Raw genomic sequence first — 25,784 nt, 5'->3', positions numbered from 1 at the left:
CTCGTCGCGGGTCGCAAGGGAAAGGTCAACGTGACGAATGTCCCAACCTTAACCAAGCCTGTCCTTCAACCAACGTCCGATCGTCGTTCCCAGCCCGTCGTGGTAAGCGGCCGGACGATCAGAGTGTTTGCGGTCAAAACTCTCTCTTTGGCTCTCAACGCGCGTCATGTAGTGATCGAGGTCGCTGATCTCGATGAACGTTGCGGAGGCTGGTCTCTCTACATTGACCACCTCGGCAATTGCGAGATGTTCTTCCGTGCTGGTGAGGTAATCCGCGCTCCCGTAAATAAGCAAAGCGTCAATTTTCAAGTTGGCCCATAGCCCCGGCAAATCGAGCGCGGCGATCTGTTGCAGATAGGCATCCGCGGTGGGGATTTGTAACTCCTCTTTACATTCTGGCCGACGCTGAACGATCTCTTCTCTCGCTTCTCGTTCTATGAGAAGACGATGCATACACCACTGCTTGACCTGCATTTGGCGACCCAACACTTCCGGTGCGGTGCCGGCCAGTCTCAGTTGGCGTCTGCGGTTGATCAATTCGTACTCGAACCATGTCGTCCCGACCGTCTCCATCGCAACGATACCTCTGACCGGGACTTGTGCTGCTACGAGAGGTCCCACGATTCCGCCAATGCTGTGTCCGACGATGAAAACCCTGTCGGGATCAACATAGGGCTTGTTCTTCAATTCATTCAGGCCTGCGATGTAACCACGCGTTTCTGCATCCAGATCAACCGTCGCACAAGGCGGGCCTTCACTGTCACCCATGCCACTCTTTTCGACCCGCATGGTCACAAAGCCTTGCCGCGTCAACGATGAAAGCAGTTGACGATAGACTTCCTGGTCATCGAGTGGAGACTCCATGCTGTAACAACCGATGCCCCCGACAAACAGGACGGCGGGAAACCGTGTCGCCTCTCGCGGACGTGTGGTGATGGTGCGCCTCTTGGTACCGTCCACTATCACGGCCTCGTAGATCGTTTCAAAATCGCTCGACTTTTCCAGAGGGAGGCCAATCAAAGGGACTTCTTTCGAAACTGGATGACCGTCGCGCAGGAAGCTTATTTTGAGAACATCCCCCGCGCGTTTCGGCTTTATTGTCGCAATGACGTCTTCTTGTGAGCCAATCTTTCTGCCGTCCATTGATACAACCATATCGCCGGAACGCAGATCCGCGACAGACGCGCTTGAGTTCTCGATCACACGATCAATTTGCACGGTAGGCCCACCGCTGATTTCGTCGCTTTCGACCGTCTTCATGGCGATGCCCAAGAAAGGGCGGCGCGCCAGATCCTTGGCTTCCGCCGGAAAGGCATAAGTCAGGCACGAAACCAACATCAAAGTAAAAACACGTAGCATGATAATTCCCTCGGATTCTGCACTTGAAGAGCAGGACGCAACGGTGGCCCGATTTATTTGAATAGCTCTTGTTTTGTTCGTGAGTGGTTTTCAGCCCCATGCGTCGAACCGCGCCAAGGGAGTGACGAATTGGTTCTGAGGGGCGGAATCTGGGGGGGATTTTCGGGAGTCCTCCCGTAACCCCTGAAATTTTAGGACTACGCTTCGGCTTCCAGTAGCTTCAACCCCTCGCCGCTGATTCAGGTCCCCAAGGATAGCACGTCTAGTTCTAACGCGATCTCCTCCGATTCAGCTGGGATCTGCTCGACCAGGCCGAGCGATGCCAGCCGTTCAGCCATCAGGGTTGGTACGACATGAATCCGGCCATCGGACAAGCGATCGAGCTATTTTGTTTCTTCGATGCTCAAATCTTTCAGTGAATCAGTCATCTTGGCCTCCGTTGTACCCAACCTTCAACGAGCAAACTGCCTGACAGTTCCCCGCCGAGGGGTTTCACGGAGGGAAAAATAGGAAGTCAGCCTCGCTCCCGGGAGAATAGCTTTCGCTTGATTGCAAAAGCTCACCTACCGATCGTAGAGGGCGGCATCTGCCGCTCCGGTTTTCGCAATGGTAAATATGAATTTTCGGACAGGCCCCTCCGCCGATCAGGCGGTGCCACCGACGATGGCATAGGCGGCGGTGCCGCGTGCGCAGGCGATCACGATATGCCCATAGGGTCTGCGCCACTCGCTGTGAACATGAGTGTTCTCCGCCAGATCGAGGCTCGCACTGATTTGCGTCCCCTCCTGCCGAAACGTGACTGGCTGGCCGTTTACGGTTATCCAGAGGAGCGGGGTCTGGCTTTGTGCCTGTATAGAAAGACGCTGGCGCCCATGGCCAGCGGGCGTAAGCGACGCCTCGAGATGCAGCGTCGGAATTTCGGCGAGGTCCGCGACGGCACCATCGGGCAGCTCCGGAAGTTCGGGCGTTCGGCGCGGTGTTTCGCGGTAGCTTCCGGACTTCTCGAAAGCGCAGGCATAGGCAAGCAGCGCTGCATCTTCCCAGGCCCGGCCAGCGAAGGTCAGCCCCGCCGGCATGCCGATATCGGAAAGCATCCCCATCGGAACGGTCACCGTCGGAATGCCCAGATGGCGGATCGCCAAGTTGCCGTTGGCGACCCAGGTACCGTTTCGCCAGGCGAGATCGGCGGAGGCGGGGTTCACGTCGGCATCCGCCGGGCCAATATCGGCAACGGCTGGGAAGATCACCGCATCGAGCCCCAATCGGTCCATCCAGGCTTCGAGATCGACGCGCCGGGTCTCCTCGAGCCCCTGAAACCCCTCGGCAAGGCCCGGTATCTCGTCAAACGATGCGATGGGATGGTCGCGCAGATGGGCGGGGTAGTCGGCGATATGGTCGTCGAACCCGTGGTAGCGGTCGGGCAGGCTGCCTTCCGGCGCGGGGAATATGCGGCTCCCGTCGACGTTGGTAAGACGCCGTAAGGTAGGGTCGGCATTGGCGGCCAGAAAATCGTCCCAGGCCCAGGCGGACAAATCCACGATCTCGTGATGAAGATAGTCCGGGCTGACGAGGCCGCGGGTCGCAATGGTAGGCGCGTCCGGACGATCCCCCTCGTAATTGCTAACGACCGGAAAATCGGTGACCACGACCTCGGCCCCTGCCGCCTCGAGCGCGGCTCGTGCCGCCGCGCAAAGCGCGACCATCGAGGCTCGGGTGTCGATCCGCTGGCCGGTCGCGCCGCCGATCCCGACCTGCGCACCGGTTCCCGCCTCGGCATCGACATTGATATACATCGCCGGCAGGCCGAACCGTTTGCCCGCAAGGCTCGCCGTTCGGGCGATCGCGACATAGGACTGTGGCCGGATATCGGACGCTTTCGGGATCTGCACCCAGGCCTGGCGACGCCAAAGATCGCCGCGGCTTTCCGGATCGTCCGCCACGATAGTATCGAGCAAGTCCAGCATGTCAGCCATCGAGCGAGTGTGCGGCACCACGACGTCCATGGTCGGTACGAGTGGCCAATTGCCGCGTACGGAGATGACGCCGCGGCTCGGCGTATAGGCGCAGAGGCCGTTATTGGCAGCGGGCGCGCGCCCGCTCGACCAGGTCTCCTCCCCAAGCCCGAACGCTGCGAAACTCGCGGCGGTCGCGGTCCCGGATCCGTTGGAGGAACCAGAACCGAAGGCCGCGGTCAGCCAATCGGCATTGTAGGGCGATTCCGCACGCCCATAGACGCCGCGCTGCATCCCGCCATTGGCCATCGGCGGCATGTTCGTCAGCCCGATCAACACGGCCCCCGCCGCCCGCAGACGGGAAATCGCAAAGGCGTCCTCCGTCGCAATCAGATCGGCAAAAGCGGGCGAACCGGAGGCGACGCTCATCCCCTTCACCTTGTAGCTGTCCTTGGCGGTATAGGGGATGCCGTCAAGCGGGCCGATGCTTTCGCCGCGCGCGCGCCGCAGGTCCGAAGCACGGGCTTCAGCGAACATGTCGGGATTGAGCACCGGCACGGCATTGAGGGCGATCCCGTGCCGATCGTAGTACGCAATGCGGTTGAGATAGGCCGCGACCAGGCCGACGCTGGTCGTTTGACCTGTTCGAAGCGCGTCGCGCAATTCTCCAATCGAGGTTTCAACAACCTTCATCGGTGCCCTCCTGCATGAGTGCTGACGCAATGCTTGCCGCCAGCCATGCTTGCGTTTGCGGTAGCTGACGGCGTCGTCTACCGCAATCCCTTCGCGCGATCCCAGGCTTGCGTCCAAACCTTCAGGGCCTTCTGGTCCAGTGCTTTCGGCAGGTGCAACCGCTTCTGTGCTTCGGCAGATGGGTAGAGGTTGGGGTTTGACCGCAGGCTGTCGTCAAGCAGGGGCAGGGCGGCCTTGTTGGCTGTGGAGAATCCGGTTTCCCGAGCGGCCGCGGCGGCAATTTCAGGGCGCATGAAGAAATCGATGAAGGCGTGGGCGGCTTCTGGATGCGGCGCATCGGTTGGAATGGCGAGCACGTCGGCCCAGACCAGATTGCCCTCCTTCGAAAGGCGGTAGGTGATGGCGTAGGATTTGCCGGCCTCCTTCGCCCGGCTGCTTGCAATCAGCATGTCGCCGGAAAAGCCGATGGCGACGCAGAGATCACCGTCGGCAAGGTCGTTGACATAGCTTGAGTTGTGGAACTTGCGCACATAGGGGCGAACCTTGGCGACCACCTCCACTGCCTTTTCGAGTTCATCCTTGTCGGTCGTATCGGGATTGAGCCCCAAATAGATCAAGGCGAGGCCAAGCACCTGCTCTGAATCGTCGAGCATTCCGACGCCGCACGAGGCGAACTTGGCAACAACCTCCGGATCAAAGACCATACGCAAAGAATCGACGGGAGCATCGGGCATGATCGCCTGAACCTGCTCGACATTGTAACCGACGCCGGTCGTGCCCCACATCCAGGGTACGTTATGGGCATTGTCAGTATCGACGCTGGCGCCGCGCTTCAGGACGGCGGGATCGATGTTGCCCAGGTTGGAAAGCTGGTCGCGGTCCAGCGTCGACCATATACCCACTGACAGCTGGCGCTGGAAATGGGGGGAGAGGTTTACGGTGATGAGGTCGTAGCCCGACTTCCCTATCAACATTTTGGTTTCGACGATGTCGTTGGAATCGAACAGGTCGTAGGAGACCTTGATGCCCGTTTCCTTCTCGAAGGCAGCAATCGACTGGGCACTGAAATAGGACTCCCAGGAGTAGAGGTAGAGCATCTTCTCCTCCGCCCATGCGGGTGTCGTGAGAAGGCATGCCGTCGCAAGCGCTAACCAGCGTTTCATCGTCATTCTCCGTTTCTGATAGCGGGTGTCATTCGGGTTGTTGTTGCGTGACACAGTGGATACCGCCGCCGTTTTCATAGATGCGGTCGACGTCGAGCTGGACGATGCGGCGGCCGGGATGCAGCCGTCCGAGGACATCCAGGGCTAGGGCATCCGCCTTGCGGTCGCCGAATTGCGGCGTGTAGAGCGCACCGTTGCCGACATAGTAGTTCGCGTAGCTCGACAGGAAATCGTCGCTTGTCGAGCGAACCTCGGTGGCCGCGGGAATGGAGACAACCTCGAGCGAACGGCCGCGCGCATCACGCGCCCTTGCGAGGATGGCGAGCGCCTCTTCGTGGGCGCGCGCCCATTCCGATAGGTCGCCGGGATAGCTGCTGGCGATGACAAGGCCGGGCTCCACGAAGCGGAACGAGCCGTCGATATGCCCGTCGGTGATATCGAGACCGCGTACGCCGGGCACCCAGATGACGGTCTCAACACCGAGCGCTACCTTGAGAAGGCGTTCGATTTCCGCTTTCTCCATGCCGGGATTGCGATTGTCGTTCACCCAGCAGCTTTCGGTGAGCAAAAGCGTGCCGTCACCGTCGTATTCAAGGCCGCCCCCTTCGCCGCATAGGCCCGTCACGTGGCGTTCAATGCCGGCCATTTCAGCAATCCGCGCGGCAAGCTTGCTGTCGCGACCATGGGCCTGCTTGCCGCCCCAACCATTGAAGCCGAAATCGACGGCTGCGATGCTCCCTTCCTCCTTGCGAACAAAAACTGGTGCACTGTCCCGCGCCCACATGTCGTCCGTCGGGATGCCGACGAGTTCGACCTTGGGGCCGCAGAGACGGGCAGCCAGCGCATGCTGGTCTGCCGGAGCGGCCATTGAAACGGGCTCGTTTTCGGCGATGGCTGCCGCCAGCCGGCCCAACGTTTCCTGCACGCTTTCAAAGTAGGCGCCGGGACCGCCATAGAAGTCCGGCGTGCTCGGCCAGGCCATCCACGTTCTCGCATGCGGTTCGGCTTCGGCGGGAACTGTCGCCATCCATATGTCCTCCTCGTCGGCGCGGCTGCGCGCAGCCGGCAGGAGCGCCAGGCTTGCGGCTGCCAGTATGAAGCCGCGACGTGTCAGTGCGGCTTGTCGCGCGGTCACAACGGCTGCTCCTGCGTGATGCAGTGAATCGCCCCGCCGGCCGGAACGACGGCACCCATATCGACCGTCACAATACGACGGTCCGGAAACGCGCGGGCGACTGCCGCCTTCGCCTCATCGCCGGAAGGGCGCCCGAAGGTTGGCATCACGACGCCCCCGTTGGTGAGTGCGAAGTTGATGTAGGAGCGGGCAAAGATCTCGCTGGTTGCCGCGACGTCGTAGGCCTCGGGTATGGGGATGACCTCGAAGCGGCGGCCGCGTGCATCCGTCTGGCTGTTGAGGGCGGCCAAGTTGTCGGCGAGAATGCGTCCGTGCAGGTCGGTCGGGTCGGGATTGTATTCGAACATTACGACGCCGGGACGCACGAAGCAGCACATGCCATCGACATGGCCGTCGGTCTCGAGATCCAGCGGGTCGCCCGGCAGCCAGACCACCTTTTCGAGGCCAAGCATCCGCAGAAGCTCCTGTTCTACCCAGGCTTTCGAGAGGCCCGGATTGCGGTTCGGGTGGAGCAGGCTGGTCTCGGTGGCGATCAGCGTGCCGTCCCCATCGCAGGCAAGCGAGCCGCCCTCACAATGGATAAACGACCGGAATATTTCCCCACCCTCATGGGCCAGTACGCGGGCGGCCAGGGCATCGTCGGCATCGAATGGTTCATGCTTGCGACCCCAGGCATTGAAGCGCCAGGAAACGCCGGTAAGTCCCCCATCCGATCGCTTCAGGAAAGTCGGTCCGGAATCGCGGATCCAGCAATCGTCGATCGGCAGGGCGACGATCCCGATGTCGTGGCCGAGCTGCGCCTTGGCACTCTCTGTGTGATCGGGATGGACCACCATGCTGACGGGCTCGAATTGTGCGATCGCCGCAGCGACATCGGCATAGGCCTGCTGCATGTCCGGCAGGCGCTCGCCATAGAGATCGTGCCGGTGGGGCCAGGCCATCCATGTCTTGGCATGAGGTTCGAACTCACCCGGCCGGCGCAGCTTCACCTGCGGTTGCGGCCGCATCTTCGTGTCCATGATTGACTCCTATTCATCTATGGCGCTCATTGTTGTTCCAACAGAGTGCCAATACAAACGAGAAGCATTCCCACTAAAGATGAATGGAATTCATGTATGGTTAAATTCCGCCACATTCCGCCGACCCAGTTCCTCAAGGGGTTCGAAGCCGCGGCGCGGCTTGAGAGCTTCAGCCGCGCCGCGGAGGAAGTTGGCCTGACGCAATCGGCCATCAGCCATCAGATGCGGTTGCTTGAGGCGCAGATCGGCCAGCCGCTGTTCCTGCGTATCGGCCGGGAAGTGCGCCTCACAGATGCAGGGCGCGACTATCATCGGACGGTGCGAGGCTGCCTGGAAATGATGGAGGATGGGTACAGACGGCTGGAGCCCTATCGCAAGCCCGGCAGCGTCGTCATCTATGCGCCGCAAGATTTCACGCGGCGCTGGCTCCTGCCGCGTTTGCCGGGACTGAAGACGGCTGTGCCCGCCTGTGAACCTTGGCTGGACACCAACGGCGCGCGCGTCGATTTCGAGACGATGGAGGTGGATATCGCCATCATACACGCTTTCGAGCCGCCGACTGGTTGTGAAAGCTTCATGATCGGCACCGACTGTCTTTCACCTGTCGCTCAGCCGGCGCTTGCGCGGATGCTCCGGGAGCCCGCCGATCTTCTCAATGCAGAGCTCATCCACGACGAAGGCCCGGTTGGTTGGGCTGAATGGCTGGGGCATACGGGCGTTGACGCTGACACAACATGGAAGGGCACGAATTTCAGCGACCGCGATATTGCCCTGGCCGCAGCAGAACTCGGACAAGGAGTCGCGCTGGCCAGTTGTCTTCTGGCAGACGCTGCGATCAAGGCCGGGGTGTTGACGCGGTTGTTTGACGAGGCCCTCGACTCCGGTCGTGCTTGGTATGTCGTTTCGAGCGAAAGGAAATTGAAGGACGCCGACGTGCTCGATGCTTGGCATTGGTTGTCTGCCCAGGTGCCCGCTTCTGGAGGAGAGGCTCGCCAAATTCCCGCTCATCGCCGTGCCGACGATCACGCTTGAGGGATGCCAACGGTGCACCGCATCCGGAGCCCCGCCTATGCCAAAAAATTTTCGGGCAAGATGACACCGGCTGATTACCGGCGGCATCGGCTACAATCTGCCGCAGGAAGCGCCACAGGCCTTGCTGAAGAAGGCCGCAGGAATGCAGTTCAATATGCTTTCCGTCTTTCAACGTGCCAGACGCCTTTTTGAGGCGAATGGTGGGGCAGGGGTTGATTTCGATGAAATATCTCTATCATACTTATGTATGAGGAAATTGTCTTCAAATATTGAAGTAAATTAAGCCTGAGTTTTATTATCGAGTGGCTGCATGCGCGTCTTTTTCGATGAGAATTTGGAAGTAATACATCGTACAGGATCGTCTTCCTATCTTCTTGTCACCTTTAACGAGATGGAAATGCAGGCCAACGGCAGCCGCTTCTGGGGGCAGAGGCTCTGCGAAAAGGCGGACATCGCTGCGCTTGGCTTCATCAGTCGACGTCCAAACTGGTTCCCGGCGACGAGTGTCGTCAAGGCGGTCGAGGCGGTCGCGCCGATCCTCCGCGCTGCACCCGAGCGGATCCTTTACGGACACTCGCAGGGCGGCTACGCGGCGCTGCGCTACCGCCGGCGCTTCGACGCCACCGTTGCCATCGCATTTTGTCCGCAGGTCTCGATTAACCCGAAGAGCGTTCCTTTCGACGGCAGATTTACGCGCCATTTCTCGCCCGACCTCCATGCCAATATGGGGATTGCGCCTGACCACGCCGCCGGCCGTGCCTATCTCTTCTTCGATCCATTCCACGCCGCCGATCGCCGGCACGCAGAGCGGATCGCGGCGTTGCAGGAGAGGACACATCTTGTGCCGGTCCACATGACGGGCCATGGCACAGTCAGAGCCTTCACCGGGACGGCGCGGGCGCTATCGCTGATCGAGGCATGCCGCCAGAACGATCTTCCGGGGCTGCGCGCACTAACGCGCGCAGCGCGAGTTGCGGCACCAATGCGACCTTATCAGATTTCTGTGGCGGCTATCGCCCGCCATCTTGCTTGGGCCGACCGATTTCATGCGCACTTTGGCGCGGATTTCTCTCCGGTCGAGCGGGCAAACTTCCTATACCATCGTGCCAACCGCCACATCCGTGACGGCGAGCTTGCGACGGCGCGGACTATGCTGGCGGACGCCATGTCGTACAAGCCAGGCGATCCTGGCCTCGCCCACCGGATAGCCGAACTGGACGGCCGGATCGCGCGCAACCGTGGAGCAGATGCTGGCGTTCCTTCGTGATCTGAATGTCACCCCGACAACGTGGCGCTCTTAGTTAGCGGATCATCGTCAGGGCTAGGCCTCCTGATCAATATAAATCTCCCGAAACCGGGTGTCGGTTTCGGGAGAATGATGCGCACGGCAGTAGATGGGACTGCTGGGCTCAGGCGACCGCGCGCCGTGCCGCGGCGAGGGTTTCGATCTCCACATTGAAGCAGGCGCCAAGGTCGGCGCGGGCAATTGCCATGTGCAAGTTGGCACTCACGAAGCCGGCCGGCGAGCCGCAATCGAAAGTGCGGCCGAGGAACTCCAACGGCCTGATTTCTTGCGTTTTCATGAGTGCGATCATGGCATCGGTGAGCTGAACTTCGCCGCCCGCACCGGGTGACTGGTTCTCCAGCAGGTCGAAGATCTCGGGCTGCAGGATGTAGCGCCCGGAAATGAACAGGTTGCTAGGGGCAGTGCCCGGGGCAGGCTTCTCCACCAGGCCCGTCACCAGCGGCCCATCACCCGTCGGCTTCAGGGATACGATGCCGAATTTATGGGCCTCCTCGGGCGCGCATTTCTCGACGGCGATGATGTTGCCGCCATGGCGGTCATGGAGGTTCATCATTGACTTGAGGCAGGGTTCGTCGTCGACCATCAGCATGTCGGGGAGCAGGACGGCAAACGGCTCGTCGCCGACGATCTGGCGCGCCGTCCACACCGCGTGCCCCAGGCCGCGCGCCTGCTGCTGGCGAACAAAGGAGATGCTGCCCGTACCCGGCGTATACTGCGCCATTCGGTCGGCCAGAACATGCTTGCCGGCATTGCGCAGGCAGACGTCGATCTCAAAGGCGTGATCGAAATAGTCTTCGATTGCGCCCTTCATGCGTCCGGTGACGATGACGACATGCTCGATCCCGGAGGCGAAGGCCTCCGCGACGATGTAGTCGAGGATTGGCCTGTCTACGATCGGCAGCAATTCCTTGGGAACGCTCTTGGTTGCCGGCAGCATTCTCGTTCCAAAGCCGGCGGCGGGGATGATGGCCTTGCGGACTTTCGTATGCATGTAGGTAGCCTCCAGTTTCATGCGACCTTGCGAACGGTCTTCTCAAGGTTTGGTTGCATCGATCGTCTCTTGTTCGAAGCTGTTTCAGCGTTCCTCAAGACGAACATCGTTAAAGCGAGTGTGAGAGAAGCACAGGGCTCTCCGCCATGGCGGCATCGAGCTTCTGGCGCAGCAGCCTGCGATAGAGCGTGACGTGTTCGCGCGCGCAGCCAACATGGTCGCTGGGGCGTCGCATGGACGCGCGCAGCCGATCCCAGGACCGGGTATCGCCCAAGACCTCAACGATACGGTCCGCCAAGTCCTGGCTGCTGCCCGCGCGAAAGTGCAGGCCGTCCTTTCCGTCGCGCACTTTCTCGGCCATTCCGCCGATGTCGGAGCAGATCATTGGCCTGCCATGGAGCAGCGCCTCCTGGATCACGACGGGCGAGTTTTCCCACCAGACGGACGGCAGGACCACCCAGTCGACCGAGCGCATCAGTCGTGGCATGTCCGCATTCTGGTATGCGCCGTAGAAGCGGACGCGGCGGCCGGCGTCAGCGATAAGCTTCTTCATCCGTTCCTGGAACTCGATCGGTTGCCGCTCGAGATTGCCGCCGAAGATCATCAAGCAGGAATCTTCGCCCCAAATCTCTTTCGGGATGCGCGCAACGGCGTCGATGAGGACGTCGACGCCCTTGAACGGCGTCATCTGGCCGAAATAGGCAAAGCGGTTGCGGCGCGGCTTACTGCCTTGCAACTCTCGTGCGGGCGCAGCAGCTTCTACGGCGATCCCGTTTTCGATCACGCTGAGCTTCTGCTCTTCGATGCCCCATTTGGCGTAGCGGTCCGCCAGAAACTGGCTGGGGGAAACGAAAGCATCGGCCAGGCCTAGCATTCCGCGCGCCAGTAACTCCCGCTTCAAGAAGCGCGAGACCGGGATGTCGGGAAAGCAGCCGTGGCAGGCGGTGGGCGAGGCGGTCTCGCAGAGTTGGCCGGAGGGCCGCTTCACCATCTGCCCGTGATTGTGGCAGATCGACAGGTATTCGTGGAACGTGACGAGCATGGCCGCGTGCGGCAACGCCTCTCTGAGCGCATAAAGCGCTTCGAGTCCGAGGCCGAGTACATGATGGAAATGCACCACATGAGGCCTGAGATCGCGAGCAAGGCGCAACAGGTCCCGGCTTATCGCCTGCGTGTCTCCGTTGGACAGGAAAAAGTGGTCGTAGTCATCCGTGTGGAACAGCACCTCGTCATCGGCTAGGCGAAGGCTCATCAGCGCGGACGCGGCATGTCGCGGCACGGGATGGCCGACGCGGGCCAGATAGACCGATTCCACGTTCGGCAATTCATTCAGGCCGCGATGGAGGTTGTGCGATGCGATTTCCGCTCCGCCGAGCGAGACGGTTGGGTGCGCATGCGACACGACGAGGACGCGAAGCTGTTCGTTCATACCGATCTCTTCTCCGGCTTTTCAAGGGGGAGGGCAGGCGACCATTGGCGCTTGAAGATCTTTCGATCGATCTCTTCCACCAGGGCTGCCATCGCCGGAGCATCCGGGTTGGGCGCGTCGTCGCAGCCCCACATCTGCACCGATGGCAGCAAATAGGCGTCGATGCCAGACCGGCTAAGACGGAGGCCAAAATCCAGCCCCTTTTCCTGTGCACCCAGATAGCCGCCGGAAAAGCCGCCCGCGCGTATCAGGGCGTCGCGGGGCATGATGCAGCACTCGAGCGAGGCGGCTGCAATGCGGGTCAACTCCATCCCGGTAACGGCTTTGAGCGGATATCCGGCATAGCGGCCGACGACTGGTTGGTTGCTGTTGTCGTCATCGGTAAAGGTCCCTGCCCAGCGAATGGAGTGGTCCTCGTAGGCGAGAACGGGGGAGACGATGCTTCCTCTCAGGGTCTTCTCCGTGGCCACGAGCTTGCCGTACCAACCCGCGCCGTGCGGAACGAGCGAGGCGGACAACAACACGATCGTTTCGGACGAGACTGCCTGCGCGCCGGCTTCGAGCAGGTCGTAGGCGTCGCCTGTTCCCGTTACTGATACCAGCCTGGCCGAAAGGCGATAGAACCGCACGAGTTCACCAAGGCAGGCGGCCTGTCTTTGAAAGCGCTCGGCAGGCATGGCGATTACGATCGGCGCGCGCCGGGTCTCAGGATCGAGCGCCAGCAGGGCCAGCAATGGGGAAATGTCCTCCTCGCTCTCGCCGGCACCGATGACGATCGGTGGGCTCCTGTCCTGATAGAAGGAGCCGGTGTCGAGGACTGTATCGACGACCGGCGCCGACCTTCCGGATTCGCTGAGAAACGGCACGATTTGTGTGTCGACGATCGCCGACAATGCCCAGTTCGCAGGATCGATGGAACCGATCTGGCGCAATGCTGCCGAACGGGACGTAACCCGAGTTGGCTTTACGGGCAGGAACGCACGGCGCGAATCGCGAAGCATCAGTTCCAGATAAAGGGGAGTGGCCGCATCATCCCCACCCGGCAACTTTGCGTGGACTACGAATCCATGGGTATGGTGTCCGCCTCGAAGAGCCGATGTGAACTGCTGCTCGTCGCTGAAACTATCCGAGACATCAGGGCGTTCGAGGCGTGTCCAGCGTTCATCGAGACGAACCGCGGCACCGAGTCGACGCAGCCTCACGGCCGCGACACGCTCGTCAGGGTCAAGCATCCAGCCTGAAATGAGGAGATTGCCGCCGTCGGCCTCATAGGCGTCATCAATTCCCATGCGGACGGGGTACGGCAGGCTGGAGACGGTTTCCTTACCGTCGAAGCTATTTGCTGCGGAGCGCAGAGACAGGAGGACGTCCGGCGCGCTCTGGGTGCGTAACAGGATCGACCGGATATGCTCGGGCGTTTCCATCGGGCCGACCACACGCCTTCGCGGATGGACGGCCAGGTGCCGCCAACCGGGGCGTCCCTTGAAGACCAGCCCCTCGAAGTCCTGCGCTCGGACAGCCTCGTTGGGATCGATAAGACCGACAAATCCCGAGGCGCCATCGGGAGCGTCCGTTCGGGGAAAACTGGCGATGCCGCATTCGGCGATCACCGGTGTCCCGTTGCCAACCAGGGACACCCGGTAGCGCCCAGGCGTCATGCTGTGGCACCAGCCCTGCAGGAACGTCGCACCGTCTTGGTTTTCGCCGATCAATTCGACGAAGCCGTCGCTTGCTCCGGCAGTCTGCAGCAGCGTGGCGGCGGCCTGGATCTTCCGCAGGCTGACGTCGCCGGACATCAAAACGTCTACGAGCCTTTCGATGGCGGGGGCCGCCTCGGCACCTCCGGACTCGGCAACGAGAACGGCCGCCTGGTCGATGGAGGCGGGGCGCGGAGCAAAGACATAACGTGCGCTCGCTGGCCCCTCGCCGAACCGTATCTTCGTCAGAGATCGATCCGCATGGTCAATCGTCAGGAGCGCGGCGAACCCGTGCGTGGCTGGTGGCAAAGGCGTAGCCAACCGCCAGTTCGAGACAAATGCGGTTTCCGCCTGTTCCCCATCAAATTCCACGGGCACATCGCCGGCCACGAGCCGTCCGAGGCCGACAATGAGGAGGGTATTTTCGTCTATCGGGCAGCCGACAACCCGTCCCGGCCGCAGCGTTCTGCTCGGACGATCCTTGCCGGCTGAGGGGTGAGAGGCTGCTGCGGGGGACTGTCCTGTAACCAGCACGGTACGCCCTCAGACCCTGGCAAACAGTGCAAGGCCAGCACCCGCGATAAATCCCGCGAGAACAAACAGCAGCAGCAGCAGCGGCTTCAACTCGCCGTTTGCGCGTTTTTGCAACGCGCCTAGGTTCTTCTCCATTCCCGCCACCACACCATCCAGGCGCATCAGATGGACATCGAGATCGTTCAGCCGTTGGCTGATATCCACCCTGAGGCTTTCGATGGCATTGCTGATATCGGCCAGTCCGACGGTCTCGGTCTTGTCGGCGTCAATCTCCGGCGCGCGCTGCAGGGCGCGCTGGGAGACCTGCAACTGTCGCTGCGACGCCATGAGTACGTCGAGCTTGTCGAGCACTTTCGTGAGCGGCGCGGCAATGAGGGCTTCAGCCGCTTGTTCGTTCGGCTGGGGAACGCGCAAGGCTTGCTCGGCACCGCTTTCACCCAGTGCGACGACGACGAGATCGCCTGGGCGCGACTGGGCAGGTTCCGGCAGGGCGATTTCGAATGCGTGCTTGCCGTCGCCGATACCGTTGCGCCGCAGGTCGGGACGATTGCGATCGGCAACCGCCTCGGCAATCACCTTGCCGTCGAGTAGGACGCGGATCGTCAGCCGATGGTCCGGGGCCATCGGGTCGAACGCCCAGCCGAAGACGCGGCCGCTGTCGATCGCATCCACCCGGCCGTTCATCGGCTTGGCATTGTCCTGTTCAGGTGCGGCATCCGGTCGTTCAGCGGGATTGGCCATGAGGTCTCCTAAGCTGCCTGAACCCGTGCCGGCTCGATCAATTCGAGGTAGCGGCGGGCAGTCGTGTCGATGTCGTCGGGCTTGCGAGCGTTGTCGGAAAACCGGAGCAGCAAGTTCGGCTCTTCCAATATGTCACGCATCGCCGCAGCGAGTGCTCGGGCATCGTTGGGCGGAACGGTCAGCCCGTTGGCGCCGTGCTCGATCATTTCGGCCATTCCGCCGATGTTGCTGGCGATGACCGGACGCCCCTGCATCTGGGCCTCCTGAATGACCAACGGCGCGTTCTCCCACCAGACGGACGGAACGATGGTGCAGTCGACCGCGGCCACCAGATCCCCGATATCCTCGCGCCGATAGGGACCTCGGGGCTGCACGGAAGGCGCCGTCTCGGCGAAGCGGCGATCGATCTCCTCGACGAAATCCTTGCTTTGGAAGGGCGCGCCGCCATGGACGCGCAGCTCGAATTCGAGGCCATCGGCCAGAAGCTGGCGCGCGGCCTCGAGCAGCACGGTTACACCCTTCCAGGGATTGAGATTACCGAAGTATCCGAAGACTGGACGCCCGCCCTCGAGCATCGGCCTACGCGCGCTGGTGCTTCGAGTGGGGATGCCATTGGGGATGACGCTGATCGCATCCTCCGCCAGCCCCCACTGGACAAAGCGCTGCCGCAGAAAGGCGCTTGGCGAGACGAAGTGGTCGACAGTGCTCAACAGAGCCTTGAGATGGCGTTCGCGCAAGGCAAAGTGATCAAGCGGAATATCCTTGAAGCAGGCGTGGCAACGATCCGGGCTGGAGTTGTAGCAAAGCTCCTTGCTGCCGGTGCGCACCATCAGACCGTCATGATGGCAAATGGGGTAGTAGTCATGCAGCGTCATGACGATCCGGCACTGGGGCAGGGTGCGGCGGACAATGTGCGGGAACTCGGCGCCAAGCAGCAGCAGGTGGTGGAGGTGGACCACGTCTGGCCGGAACTCGCGGAGCAACTCCGCTATATCCGGCACCACGCCATAGAGGTCGATCTGGCTCATGTAGAAGCGGTCGAAGTGTCCGGACCACAGCAGGACTTCGTCCCCGGCCGGGCCGATGCCCTGAAAGCTTGTGCCTGGCCTGGCCTCGCGGTGGATCTGGTTCGTGGCACCGAGAAACAGCGCCTCGTGCCCCGCGCGCTGGTAGGCACGAAACAGGTCGTGGGCAAAAATCTCCGTGCCGCCCGGATGAAGGGACGGGTGGTTGTGGGCGGCTACCAGGATGCGCTTGCTCATCGCACGTCGCCCCGGCGCTTTGCTACGATGAAGTCCTGGTGGTGGCCCGCCTTCGTGCCACGCCAATGGCCAAGCGACTTCAGGGCGAGGGAGAGGCCGGCCCGCCCGAGCGCCTTGTCCAGAAAGCCGTCTTCGAAGCCGATTGCTGCAAGCGGCGGCTGGTTGGGAACGAACCAGCATGGGCTTTCGCCATAGCGGCGGAACGCGAGACGCGGATCGCGCCGCCCGTTTTCGTTTGCCGCGGCGATGCGGTCGACCACGAAGGCAGTCATGAACAGCCGGCCGCCCGGTACCAGGATTCTGCGGACCTCGGTGAGATAGACAAGGATCTCCGCAGGCGGCAGATGGGTGACGACTGACGTCATGATGACGAAGTTGAAATGACGATCCGGAAAGGGCAACGCCAGAGCCTTGCCGCTGATCTTGCCATTCGGATTGTAAAGCTCGTGCGCGATGTCCAATCGCTGGAAGGCGAAGTTGGGATAGGCGGGCGTGATCGTGCGCTGGCACCAGTCGATACCACCCTCCACCGGATCGATGCCGTCGTAGCGCCCCACTTGCGGGTCGAGATACTGGGTGAGCGGCACGGCCATCCGGCCGATACCGCAGCCAATGTCGAGTACGCGGCCATCTTCGCGCAGTCCGCCGATGCGAATGAAATGGCCGAGAAACTCAGCTCCGATCGCGCGAAAATCACCGTCTCCCACGAAGACGTTCGTCGATTCCGGTTGCGGCAGAAAGCGGTTGTCCTTAGCGGATTCGACCAGCCAGCGGACACGGTCTTCATCGATCAGTCGGCCTGGTGCAGGGGACTGCTGGAGTGCCGCTTGCGTCATGCTGCGTTCCTTTCCCGGATTTTCCCGCCTGCCACAGCAGGTTGATCCGGGTCTCTTGCGAATTGGTTCGCCATCAGATCAGAGATGTCGTCATCCCATCGCTGCGTGTGCAGCCATGAATTGTACTGGCTTGCGACGCCGCGCATGTAGTCCTGACTACGGCGGATCGAGCGACGCTCGAAGTGGTACAGGCATGCCGCCGGCTCATAACCGATCTGGAGCCCGAGTCGCCGGATCTTGAGGCACAGGTCGCTGTCCTCGTAGTCGCCGATCACGTAGTCCTCGGTGTATCCACCGACGCGCTCGTAGGTGTCCCTTCGGGTCACGAGGCAGGCGCCGGTGACACCAGGAACGTTGCGGGCATGTTGCGCCGGTGAATAGTCGCCAGGCATGCCCTTGTGAAAGTGGTGATTCAGCCAGATCCCGCGCTTGTCGCGGCCGAAGTAGAGCCCGGCATGCTGCAGCGATCCGTCTTCGAAGATCAGCTTTGGGCCGATGGCTCCGAGCGTCCTGCTTTCCAGCAGTGGCCGTGACAGCACTTGAAGCCAGCCGGGCGCGCAGGGCACGACGTCCGAATTGAGCATCACAAGGACCGTTCCGCGTGCAAAACGCGCTCCGGCATTGCACGCACGCGCATAGCCTCCGTTGCGGTTCATCACGACGAATTTCATCGGCAGCCCGTGCAGTAGATGCAAGCCACCGAGCAGATGTTCCGTCTCGTCCTGAATTTCCGGTGAATCCAGGACGTAGATGATCTCCGCATTTTCGGCGAGCCAGGGATCGGTGGCCATCCCGGACAACTGGAAACGCAGGAAGTCCAGGACCCGGTAGAGGGGCACGACGATGGAAACGAGCGGCGCGCTCTTGGGCAGATCGTAGTCCTTCGTTGAGCTGACCTCTATGGTCCTGCCCAACCGTCGCTCCACGTCCTGCAGGGCGGGAGCAAGGATGGTGCGGAAGGCATCATCGACCGCATGTTGTGGCGGCACAGCGCGCAGGATGTGGTTTCGTTGCGCAGTGGGTTCGAAGGGCTGTGGCTTCGGAAGCAACGACCTTACCGCGCCGGAGGAAAGGCGCATCTGGAACCGGGGCTGCAGAAGCGGGCCGAGGGATTCCGTCAGCGGAACCCAGGCAACGAACCCGGTCACATCGGTCTTGGTGCTCTCATCCTTCCCTTGCGCCCATGCCGGAAACTCGTAGGTGTTTGCGTCAAGCGGTACGGCCGTGCCGTCCTCCTTCACGTAGTCGATGCCGGCGAGCATGGATGAGGGTGAATGAAACCAGCCGCCGGCGAGCAGGCCATCCTGGAGCGCCAGAGCGAGATCGACCTCCCCGGACGGGTGCATCGCCGACTTGGTGATCCGGCGTGCAGCCAAGGGTGCGCGAACTTGGAGGTCAATTGCCGTAGACGTGCCGCCCTCAGGCAAGGTGGCGAGCCGACGTACAATCAGTTCGCGCAGTTCAAGCGCGTCTCGATTCTTGTCCCACCAACTCTGCAGGTTCGGATAGCGCGGCTTGTCGTTCAAAAGCTGCCGGATGGCGATACCATTCTTGCTGAGGAGGACGATGAGAATAGGAGGAGAAGGGGACGGCGACTCCGCGATGAAGTGGCATGACTGCGGGCCTTGTTTGGCATTCCGCCCAAGCACAAGGCTCACCGACATGCGCGCGATCGAGGCTGCGCCGACAGCATAGATGGCGGTGATGTCGCCCAGTTCCGGATTGATGGCCGTCTCGATCAGATGGCGCCCTTGGGCAACCTGGCACACGATGCTGGCGGCCCGCGGTTCGGGTACGAGGGCGTGAAGTGCGTCTTCGACCACCATGCTGAAAAGGTGGTCGTTGGATATCCGAAAGGCGCTTCGCCACACCGTCAGAATGTTGGTCACGAACTTGATGCGGGCCTCGGGCGCAAGACCCGCGAACAGGGCCTCCACGTCGAGCGGTTTCAGTGTGCGCGCCGGCTGCATCACGATGGTTTCGATGACACAGCCGTCGTCCGTGGAGATGTCCACATTTTCCGGCCGCTTGCGAGGCCTCATGGCCCAGAACAGGCGCTGCCGTCCGTCACCGAGCGGAAGCATCATGCTGACGAGCGGTACCGGCTGCTGATCCATGGACAACACGCACCGTGTGGCGGCGGGCAGGGAAGGGGGAAGATCCCAGATCAGGACGGCCAGCTCCGAGCCAAGCCGAAAGATCTTTGCATTCCTGAACTCGCCAGTGGCGTCTCTCGATTCGTCGAACGTCACGCGCTACCCCTCTGGATCGGATAGCGCGCCCCACGGGAGGAGGCAGGGCGCGCCGGGTTCACCTCAGTGAACCGTGAAGTAGTTCTCGGGATTGGCCTGGATGTCGTCGGCATCGACATTGACCAATGTGAGCGTGTCGCCATGACCGAGGTCCACGACGACATTGCCGCCGACCTGCGTGACACGCGAGGCCAGGTCTTCGGGCGAAGACACGTCGAGGCCATTGATGCCCTTCGAGATTTGCAGCAGGTCCTCGCCGGCGGTGAAATCGAGAATGACGTCGTTGCCACCACCGCCGTCGAAAACGAAGATGTCGTTTCCGGCTCCGCCTGCCATGACATCGTTGCCGGCTCCGCCGTCGAGGATGTCGGCTCCATCGCCGCCATAGAGCAGGTCGTTGCCCTTGCCGCCGGACATAAGATCGCTCCCATGTCCGCCAAACAAGATGTCGTTCCCCTTGTCGCCGTACAAGAGGTCGTCACCCCAACCGCCGACCAGGATATCATCGCCCTTGTCGCCGTTCAGCAAGTCGTCGCCTTCGCCGCCGAACAAGGTGTCATTGCCCTTGTCGCCGAACAGCAGGTCGTCGCCCTCTTCACCGAACACGAGGTCGTCCCCTTTGCCTCCGCTCACGAAATCATCGCCCCCATGGGCGCGGATGAAGTCGTTGAAGCGTGAGCCAAACAGGGCGTCGTCATATGCGCCGCCTTCCAATGTGGCCATCTGCCTCTCCTCTACAGGTTACATGCGCGCGCGATCGGCGCGGGATTGCAACGATTGCGCGCGGGGAATGTGCACTGCAAAAAAAGACAAGGCAAGTATGTAGTGGAGCATAAATGTTCAATTTTGGAAAAAATATTCCCGTTGGCGCGCTGTTTGTATGTGTCATTTTTGTATTACGTAGTCAGATCAAGTAAAATATACTTATCTTCCAAAGAAATAACTTCAAAAATCGTATTATCTTGCACTGATATTGTGTTTAGCTCGCGCTCGATAATATTAATCTTCTCTGAAGGCGCGGTTGAAGCTCTCGACAACCGGAGAGGTGAGGTAGTCGATTGCAAGGCGTGACTTGTGAATGATCAGCACCTCCGCGGGCATGCCGGGATAGAGGCGCACGTCGGCGTTTGCCGCGAGCGATTTCGCGTCGATCTTGGCGCGTGCGATGAAGAAGGCAGCGTTCGACTTTTCATCAACCGACTGGTCCGCGGCGACATAGGTGATAGCGCCTTCGAGCGGCAGTCGGGAGCGCTGATTGTATGCGGTCAGCCTAATTTGTGTCTCTGAGCCGACGGCGATGCTGTCGATATCGCGAGGATTGACGCGCATCTCGATCAGGAGCGGCTCGTTTTCCGGAACGATTTCGAGCAATGGCTGGCCGGGCGTGACCGCGCTGCCAGGGGTGCGCAACCAGATGTCGCTGATGATGCCAGCCTGCGGGGAGCGGATTTCGAGGCGCCGCAGCACGTCCTTTGAGGCGGTGATCTGCTCTTCGACATCCGCGAGTTCGACGCGCGCCGTTGTTATTTCACCGGCGATTGTCGATTGAAATTCGCTTTCGATGCCGGTCAGGGCAAGCTGGGCGCCTGCCTCTGCTTTTTCCGCCCGGGCCTTGTCGCCGGCAAGCTCGCCCCGCGTCCTGGCAAGCTCGCTCAGCTTGGCGTCGATATCGATGAGCTGCGTGCGCGGTGCGACGCCTTTCTTGACCAGCGTTGCGATTGCCGTCCGCTGCTCGTTGACGAGATCGATTTGCTGGTCGGTCGCCTGAATTTGGATGTGGAGCGACTTCGCCTGTTCGAAATACTCCTCGATGGTCTTTTTCTGGACCTCTATCCGCCCGTCCTTCGCCTCTCGCCGCTTCTCAAAAAACATTGTCTCAGCCTTGACGGCGTCGTCCATCGTGACGTCCCGAGCCTCGGCGAATTCGTGCGGAAAACTGATCTGCGGCGTGTCTGCCTGCTCGGCCTTCAGTCGGGCGAGTTTTGCGATCAAGCCTGTGCGTCGGCTTTGGAGCGACTGCAGATTGGACCGGGCTCGTGTGTCCTCCAACTCGATCAGGGGCTGTCCCGCGGAAACCTTGTCGCCCTCCTGAACGAGCAGGCGACTCATCACGCCGCCTTCGAAGTGGCTTACGGTCTTGCGTTTTGAATCGACGATGACGGTGCCGTTGGCGACCGTCGCACTGCTGAGCTCGGTCGAAAACGCCCAGGCAAAAAATCCGCCGAAGGACACCAGGATCGTTGCAAGCCCCGCAATGACAAGGCGGCGGAGCGGTGAGCGGAGTTCGCTTTCCCCGCGCTGAAAATGTGAGGGGGCGACGTCCCGCGACACAGATTGATGTTGCAGCGAGCGGTGCTCAGAAAGGTCGGTGCGGACTGCGAGGTGCTTCATCTCTGTCATATTGCGGTCACCTCGCGGCGCGGTTCGCCCGGAATTGTGGCCGTAACGACGTCCGTGCGCGGTCCGAATTGCGTGATGCGGCCGTTTTCCAGCACGAGCAGCTTGTCGGCGACCTGCATGATCGCGGGCCGATGCGCGATTATGATGACCATGGCACCATCATCGCGCGCATGCTGGATCGCGCGGATGAGAGCCCGTTCGCCAAGCGAATCGAGGTTTGCATTCGGTTCGTCGAGCACGATGAGGCGTGGACGGTCGTAGAGGCAGCGCGCCAGTGCAATGCGCTGCCGCTGCCCCCCGGAAAGGGTGAGATGCCCATCGCCGACCGGTGTGTCATAGCCGAGCGGCAGGCGTCCGATCATGTCATGGACGTCGGCCAGGCGCGCCGCCTCCAGCACCTTGTAAGGGTCGCTGTCTGCCATCCTAGCAATGTTTTCACGGATCGTTCCTTCCAGAAGTGAGACTGATTGCGGGAGGTATCCGACCACCTGGCCGAACGAACTGCGCTCCCAGAGATAGGTGTTGTTGCCGTCCAGGAAGACGCCACCGGATGTGGGTCGCAAGATCCCGACCAGCAGGCGCGCGAGTGTCGACTTGCCGGCTGCGGAAGGGCCGATCACGCCGAGCACCTCGCCGGGGGAGAGCGCGAAGGAGATGCCCTTGATGATCGGCACATCCAGCCCCGGTGCCGCGTAGACCAGCTTGTCCACTACCATGTCGCCCGACGAATGCGGCGTGGGCATCGTCTGGCGGATCGCGAGATTCGCCTTGAGGGTGGCCTCCAGCCGGCGCCAGCCGGCGATCGCCAGCACCCACTGCCGCCAATTGTCGATGATCGAATCGAAGGGTATCAGGAGCCGTCCGACGAGAATACTCGAAGCCATCATCGCGCCGGGGGTGATTTCCTGCTCCAGCACCAGAAACGCTCCGACCGCCAGGGTGACGATCTGGATGGAATAGCGCAGGCTGCGGGTGATGGACGTCATCGCTTTGCTCCTACTCCCGCTCGTTTCAAAGGCGCCAAGGGCTTGCAGTTGCAAGGCGCGCCAACGATTCGCCAGGGCGGGCAGCATGCCCATGGCCTCGATGGCCTCGGCATGACGCAGCGAGGCGCCAATCTTGGACACGGCCTCGATATTGGTCTGGTTCGCTTCCTTGGTAAGTTGACGTGTCAGCATGTCGGTAACCAGGCCGCCGCAAAGAAGCAGTGCCACGGAGACAGCGCCGACGAGGCCGAAAAGCGGGTGCAGTAGGAAAAGTGCGCCCAGGAAGATCGGTGACCAGGCGGCATCGAGCGGTGCGCTCACCGCAGGCGAGGTCAGAAAGCTTCGCAATTCTGCCACATCTCGAAGCGACTGCGTCGCGCGCGACAGGCCCTGGTCGACCGAGGCCTGAACGGCGGCGGCCAGGACCGGCATGTTCAACTGGCGTACGACCGCGCCACCCATGGCTTGGAAGGAGAGGGCGCGGATGAACTCCAGGACGCCGAACACGACAAGGGCGCCAATCGCCAGGATGGTCAGCATAACAAGCGTGTCCATGCTCTGACTGTTAAGCACCCTGTCGTGAACTTGCAGCATGAACAGCGGCATCGTGAGTTGTAGTGAATTCAAGCACACGCTCAGCGCTGCCGCATATAGCAGGCCGAACAAGAATACACGCTTGGCTTGCAGAATTAGCAATCCAGAGTTGCTTTCCTTTGCTCCTCCCCAAATTTGACGCTTGCTTCTTGTCTCATTTTGAACAGTATCACGCATGGCGATTTGCCTGGAGTTAACTCTATATCCATCTGTCGGAGGACAGGATGGCTTATAATTGGACGGGTACATAGTATTGCCCTTCCAATCTGGCACAGAATGGATGAGTTGTGCAAGCTCGGGTTCATTGGGGGGAATGGGCATGTTTGAAAATTACTTCAATTTTTGAAGTAGTTTTCCGAATTGGAGAATGGGATGAAAGAAGAAATTGTGCTCAAACTGTCCGGAGAACTTAAAGACGTTCCGAATATACAGGGTAATGGCCAGGTCGCTCAAATCGCCCCCGAGCATCCTCAGAATGCCGAGTTTGGCGACCATCGGCAGATTACGTATTTCGAGCTCGCTCGCCTCATGGAGCGGGCAAGCCGGCGGTTTTCCGGTCTGGTTCGAGCCGAGCTGACCAAGCTTCGCGTTGATGATATCGGGCCGGCGCAAGCGATGGTCCTGCTGGCAATCGGCGATTCGGAACTCTCGGTCGCCGAGCTTCTGGATCGTGGGCACTACGTTGGCTCCAACGTTTCCTACTATCTGAAGCAGCTTGCCGACGGCGACTACATTGATCGTGTAGCCTCCCAGCGCGACAAGCGATCCGCACGCATCAAGTTGACGGAGAAGGGCCGGCAACTGAGGGCAAATCTCCGCGACGCAGCGATGATCTATGAGCGCGCGGTCAATCGTGGCGACCAGGAGCAGCGCATGCTTGAGACAGCCTTCCAGACGCTGCACCAACTGGAACTGGCCTGGGGCAGCGCTTCACGGTACGGCGTCTGAGTGGTGAGCGATGCCGTGGGTGTGGCAGTAGCGGGCTAGACGCGATGCACGTGGCGTTTGTTCACCGACGGGGCTTCGGCCAGTTCGCTGCCTTGGCGGCCCGGCTTGCGCAGGCGGGCAATGAGGTCAGCCTCATCACCGAAACAATCGACCAGAAAATTCCCTCCGTTCGGGTCGTTCGACATCGAGCGGAAGCGGACCCGCGCACAACTCCGCACATGGCCCGCTACATGGGTATTCCCGATCACCACGCGCGAATTGGCCATCGCGTCGCCGAGACGTTCGACGTCATGGCACGCCAGGGGCTGGTACCTGACATTGTCGTCGGCCATATCGGCTGGGGCAGCATGATGTTCATAAAGGACGTGCTGCCGCAGGTGCCCGCACTAGGATATTGCGAGTTCTTCTACCGATCGGAAGGGGCGGACATTGGGTTCTGCCCCGACGATCAGCCTGGTCTGGAGACGCGCAAGAGGCTGCGGCTGCGCAACATCGCTCAACTTCTGTCCCTCGAGGCCATTGAGGGCGGCATCAGCCCCACCCATTGGCAGAGAAGTCTCTACCCGGTTGACGCCCGAGGGCGCATTTCGGTGTGTCACGAGGGCATCGACACGCTGCGGTTTCGGCCGGACCCGACCGCTTCGGTCAGGCTTCCGGACGGGCGGGTGCTCACGGCTGGTGGCCCGCCGGTTGTGACGTTCGTCGCGCGCGACCTGGAGCCGTATCGCGGATTTCCACAGGTTTTGGAGGCTGCCGCCAAGGTTGTGCGACAGCGTCCCGATGCGCTGTTCATCTTTGTCGGCGGCGATGGCACAAGCTATGGCGTGCCACCGCCCGGCGGAGGGGCGTGGAAGGACCACCTTCTTGCGTCGCTGGATACACCGCAGGAGAATATCGTCTTTCCCGGCGTGGTGCCGCATTCGGTCTTGCGGCAGCTTTTCCAGATCTCGGCGGCGCACCTTTACCTTACCTATCCGTTCGTTTTGTCCTGGTCGGTGTTGGAGGCCATGGCATGCGGAGCGCTGGTCATCGGATCAGACACCGCGCCGGTTCAAGAAGTCATCCGCACAGGGCGGAATGGTTTGCTGGTGCCATTTTTCGACACTGACGCGCTCGCTGAGGCAATCATCGGCGCCCTAACGTACCCGGAACGCTACCTCGGGCTGCGTGCTGCGGCGCGCCGGACAGTCCAGCGACGTTTCCGATTGGCGGAATGCATCGATCGACAGCAGGGCATTCTTGAAAAACTGACGGAAAAGAAGCTCCTTCGTCGCGTTCCGAAGTGAATTCAGTAATAATACTTTGATTTTGTAAGTATTTATGAAGATTTTTGCTTGATCTGAATTGATTTTTATTATTGTGCGCCGCGAGATTCGTTGCTACGGTCTTGCTGATGACGCCTGATGAATTGAGTAAACTACTGATTATCCAGCGTCTTTGAGTGTGATTATGGAA

At 61.0% G+C, this 25,784-nt stretch carries 19 protein-coding genes and 1 pseudogene; 5 read left to right on the top strand and 15 right to left on the bottom strand.

What is annotated here, in order from left to right:
* Positions 1-48: 48 nt before the first annotated feature.
* From IB238_RS14040 to IB238_RS14020, 5 genes are all read right to left on the bottom strand, one after another.
* Positions 49-1,359 carry an alpha/beta fold hydrolase gene (locus tag IB238_RS14040; protein WP_192247183.1) on the bottom strand — a complete coding sequence of 437 codons (1,311 nt, stop codon included), beginning with the start codon at positions 1,357-1,359 and terminating at the stop codon, positions 49-51.
* Between the two features lie 644 nt (positions 1,360-2,003).
* The gene (locus tag IB238_RS14035) at positions 2,004-4,004 is read right to left on the bottom strand and encodes an amidase (protein ID WP_192247181.1); all 2,001 of its coding nucleotides are present in this window, start codon (positions 4,002-4,004) and stop codon (positions 2,004-2,006) included.
* A 77-nt stretch (positions 4,005-4,081) separates the two neighbouring features.
* On the bottom strand, positions 4,082-5,167 hold the full coding sequence (locus IB238_RS14030; RefSeq protein ID WP_192247179.1) for an extracellular solute-binding protein: 1,086 nt from the start codon (positions 5,165-5,167) through the stop codon (positions 4,082-4,084).
* A gap of 28 nt (positions 5,168-5,195) precedes the next feature.
* Positions 5,196-6,302, bottom strand: a complete 1,107-nt coding sequence (locus IB238_RS14025; protein ID WP_210333491.1) for an agmatine deiminase family protein — start codon at positions 6,300-6,302, stop codon at positions 5,196-5,198.
* Positions 6,299-7,321, bottom strand: coding sequence for an agmatine deiminase family protein (locus IB238_RS14020; RefSeq protein ID WP_192247177.1), 1,023 nt, complete (start codon positions 7,319-7,321; stop codon positions 6,299-6,301). Before IB238_RS14020 ends, IB238_RS14025 begins: the two co-directional genes overlap by 4 nt.
* 96 nt (positions 7,322-7,417) lie before the next feature.
* Here IB238_RS14020 and IB238_RS14015 point away from each other — a divergent pair, with 96 nt between their 5' ends.
* From IB238_RS14015 to IB238_RS14010, 3 genes and pseudogenes are all read left to right on the top strand, one after another.
* The gene (locus IB238_RS14015) at positions 7,418-8,353 is read left to right on the top strand and encodes a LysR family transcriptional regulator (protein WP_192247175.1); all 936 of its coding nucleotides are present in this window, start codon (positions 7,418-7,420) and stop codon (positions 8,351-8,353) included.
* Positions 8,298-8,474, top strand: a pseudogene (locus tag IB238_RS24595) (alpha/beta hydrolase); the annotation flags it as partial. The gene IB238_RS14015 and the pseudogene IB238_RS24595, both read left to right, overlap by 56 nt.
* 189 nt (positions 8,475-8,663) lie before the next feature.
* Positions 8,664-9,620 (top strand): hypothetical protein, encoded by a 957-nt coding sequence (locus IB238_RS14010; protein WP_192247173.1) that lies wholly within the window; start codon positions 8,664-8,666, stop codon positions 9,618-9,620.
* A 142-nt stretch (positions 9,621-9,762) separates the two neighbouring features.
* Here IB238_RS14010 and IB238_RS14005 read toward each other — a convergent pair whose 3' ends face one another.
* The 10 genes from IB238_RS14005 to IB238_RS13960 all read right to left on the bottom strand — a co-directional run bounded on the left by IB238_RS14005 (position 9,763) and on the right by IB238_RS13960 (position 23,558).
* Complete coding sequence (locus tag IB238_RS14005; protein ID WP_192247171.1) at positions 9,763-10,650, bottom strand: UTP--glucose-1-phosphate uridylyltransferase; 888 nt, start codon at positions 10,648-10,650, stop codon at positions 9,763-9,765.
* Positions 10,651-10,759: 109 nt separating this feature from the next.
* Positions 10,760-12,079 (bottom strand): glycosyltransferase family 4 protein, encoded by a 1,320-nt coding sequence (locus IB238_RS14000; RefSeq protein ID WP_192247169.1) that lies wholly within the window; start codon positions 12,077-12,079, stop codon positions 10,760-10,762.
* Positions 12,076-14,307, bottom strand: a complete 2,232-nt coding sequence (locus IB238_RS13995; RefSeq protein WP_192247826.1) for a hypothetical protein — start codon at positions 14,305-14,307, stop codon at positions 12,076-12,078. The genes IB238_RS14000 and IB238_RS13995 overlap by 4 nt, the downstream gene beginning before the upstream one ends.
* 12 nt (positions 14,308-14,319) lie before the next feature.
* Positions 14,320-15,051: a hypothetical protein gene (locus IB238_RS13990; protein ID WP_192247167.1), complete on the bottom strand. Its 732-nt coding sequence runs from the start codon at positions 15,049-15,051 to the stop codon at positions 14,320-14,322.
* A gap of 8 nt (positions 15,052-15,059) precedes the next feature.
* Positions 15,060-16,313, bottom strand: coding sequence for a glycosyltransferase family 4 protein (locus tag IB238_RS13985; protein WP_192247165.1), 1,254 nt, complete (start codon positions 16,311-16,313; stop codon positions 15,060-15,062).
* Positions 16,310-17,149, bottom strand: a complete 840-nt coding sequence (locus tag IB238_RS13980; protein WP_192247163.1) for a class I SAM-dependent methyltransferase — start codon at positions 17,147-17,149, stop codon at positions 16,310-16,312. The genes IB238_RS13985 and IB238_RS13980 overlap by 4 nt, the downstream gene beginning before the upstream one ends.
* Entirely contained in the window at positions 17,146-19,401 is a 2,256-nt protein-coding gene (locus IB238_RS13975) for a glycosyltransferase family 2 protein (RefSeq protein ID WP_192247161.1), read from the bottom strand. The genes IB238_RS13980 and IB238_RS13975 overlap by 4 nt, the downstream gene beginning before the upstream one ends.
* A 63-nt stretch (positions 19,402-19,464) precedes the next feature.
* A complete protein-coding gene (locus IB238_RS13970; protein ID WP_192247159.1) occupies positions 19,465-20,124 on the bottom strand; it encodes a calcium-binding protein in 660 nt (219 codons plus the stop codon).
* 276 nt (positions 20,125-20,400) lie between these two features.
* Positions 20,401-21,801, bottom strand: coding sequence for an HlyD family type I secretion periplasmic adaptor subunit (locus IB238_RS13965; RefSeq protein ID WP_192247157.1), 1,401 nt, complete (start codon positions 21,799-21,801; stop codon positions 20,401-20,403).
* Positions 21,798-23,558, bottom strand: a complete 1,761-nt coding sequence (locus IB238_RS13960) for a type I secretion system permease/ATPase (protein WP_192247824.1) — start codon at positions 23,556-23,558, stop codon at positions 21,798-21,800. The genes IB238_RS13965 and IB238_RS13960 overlap by 4 nt, the downstream gene beginning before the upstream one ends.
* 195 nt (positions 23,559-23,753) lie before the next feature.
* Between IB238_RS13960 and IB238_RS13955 the strand changes: the two genes are divergently transcribed.
* Entirely contained in the window at positions 23,754-24,329 is a 576-nt protein-coding gene (locus IB238_RS13955; RefSeq protein ID WP_192247155.1) for a MarR family transcriptional regulator, read from the top strand.
* A 44-nt stretch (positions 24,330-24,373) separates the two neighbouring features.
* The gene (locus IB238_RS13950) at positions 24,374-25,615 is read left to right on the top strand and encodes a glycosyltransferase family 4 protein (RefSeq protein WP_192247153.1); all 1,242 of its coding nucleotides are present in this window, start codon (positions 24,374-24,376) and stop codon (positions 25,613-25,615) included.
* Positions 25,616-25,784: the final 169 nt, after the last annotated feature.

The sequence above is a fragment of the Rhizobium sp. ARZ01 genome (genome assembly GCF_014851675.1).
GTDB lineage: Bacteria > Pseudomonadota > Alphaproteobacteria > Rhizobiales > Rhizobiaceae > Mycoplana.
This window is presented reverse-complemented; position numbering and strand designations above follow the sequence as displayed.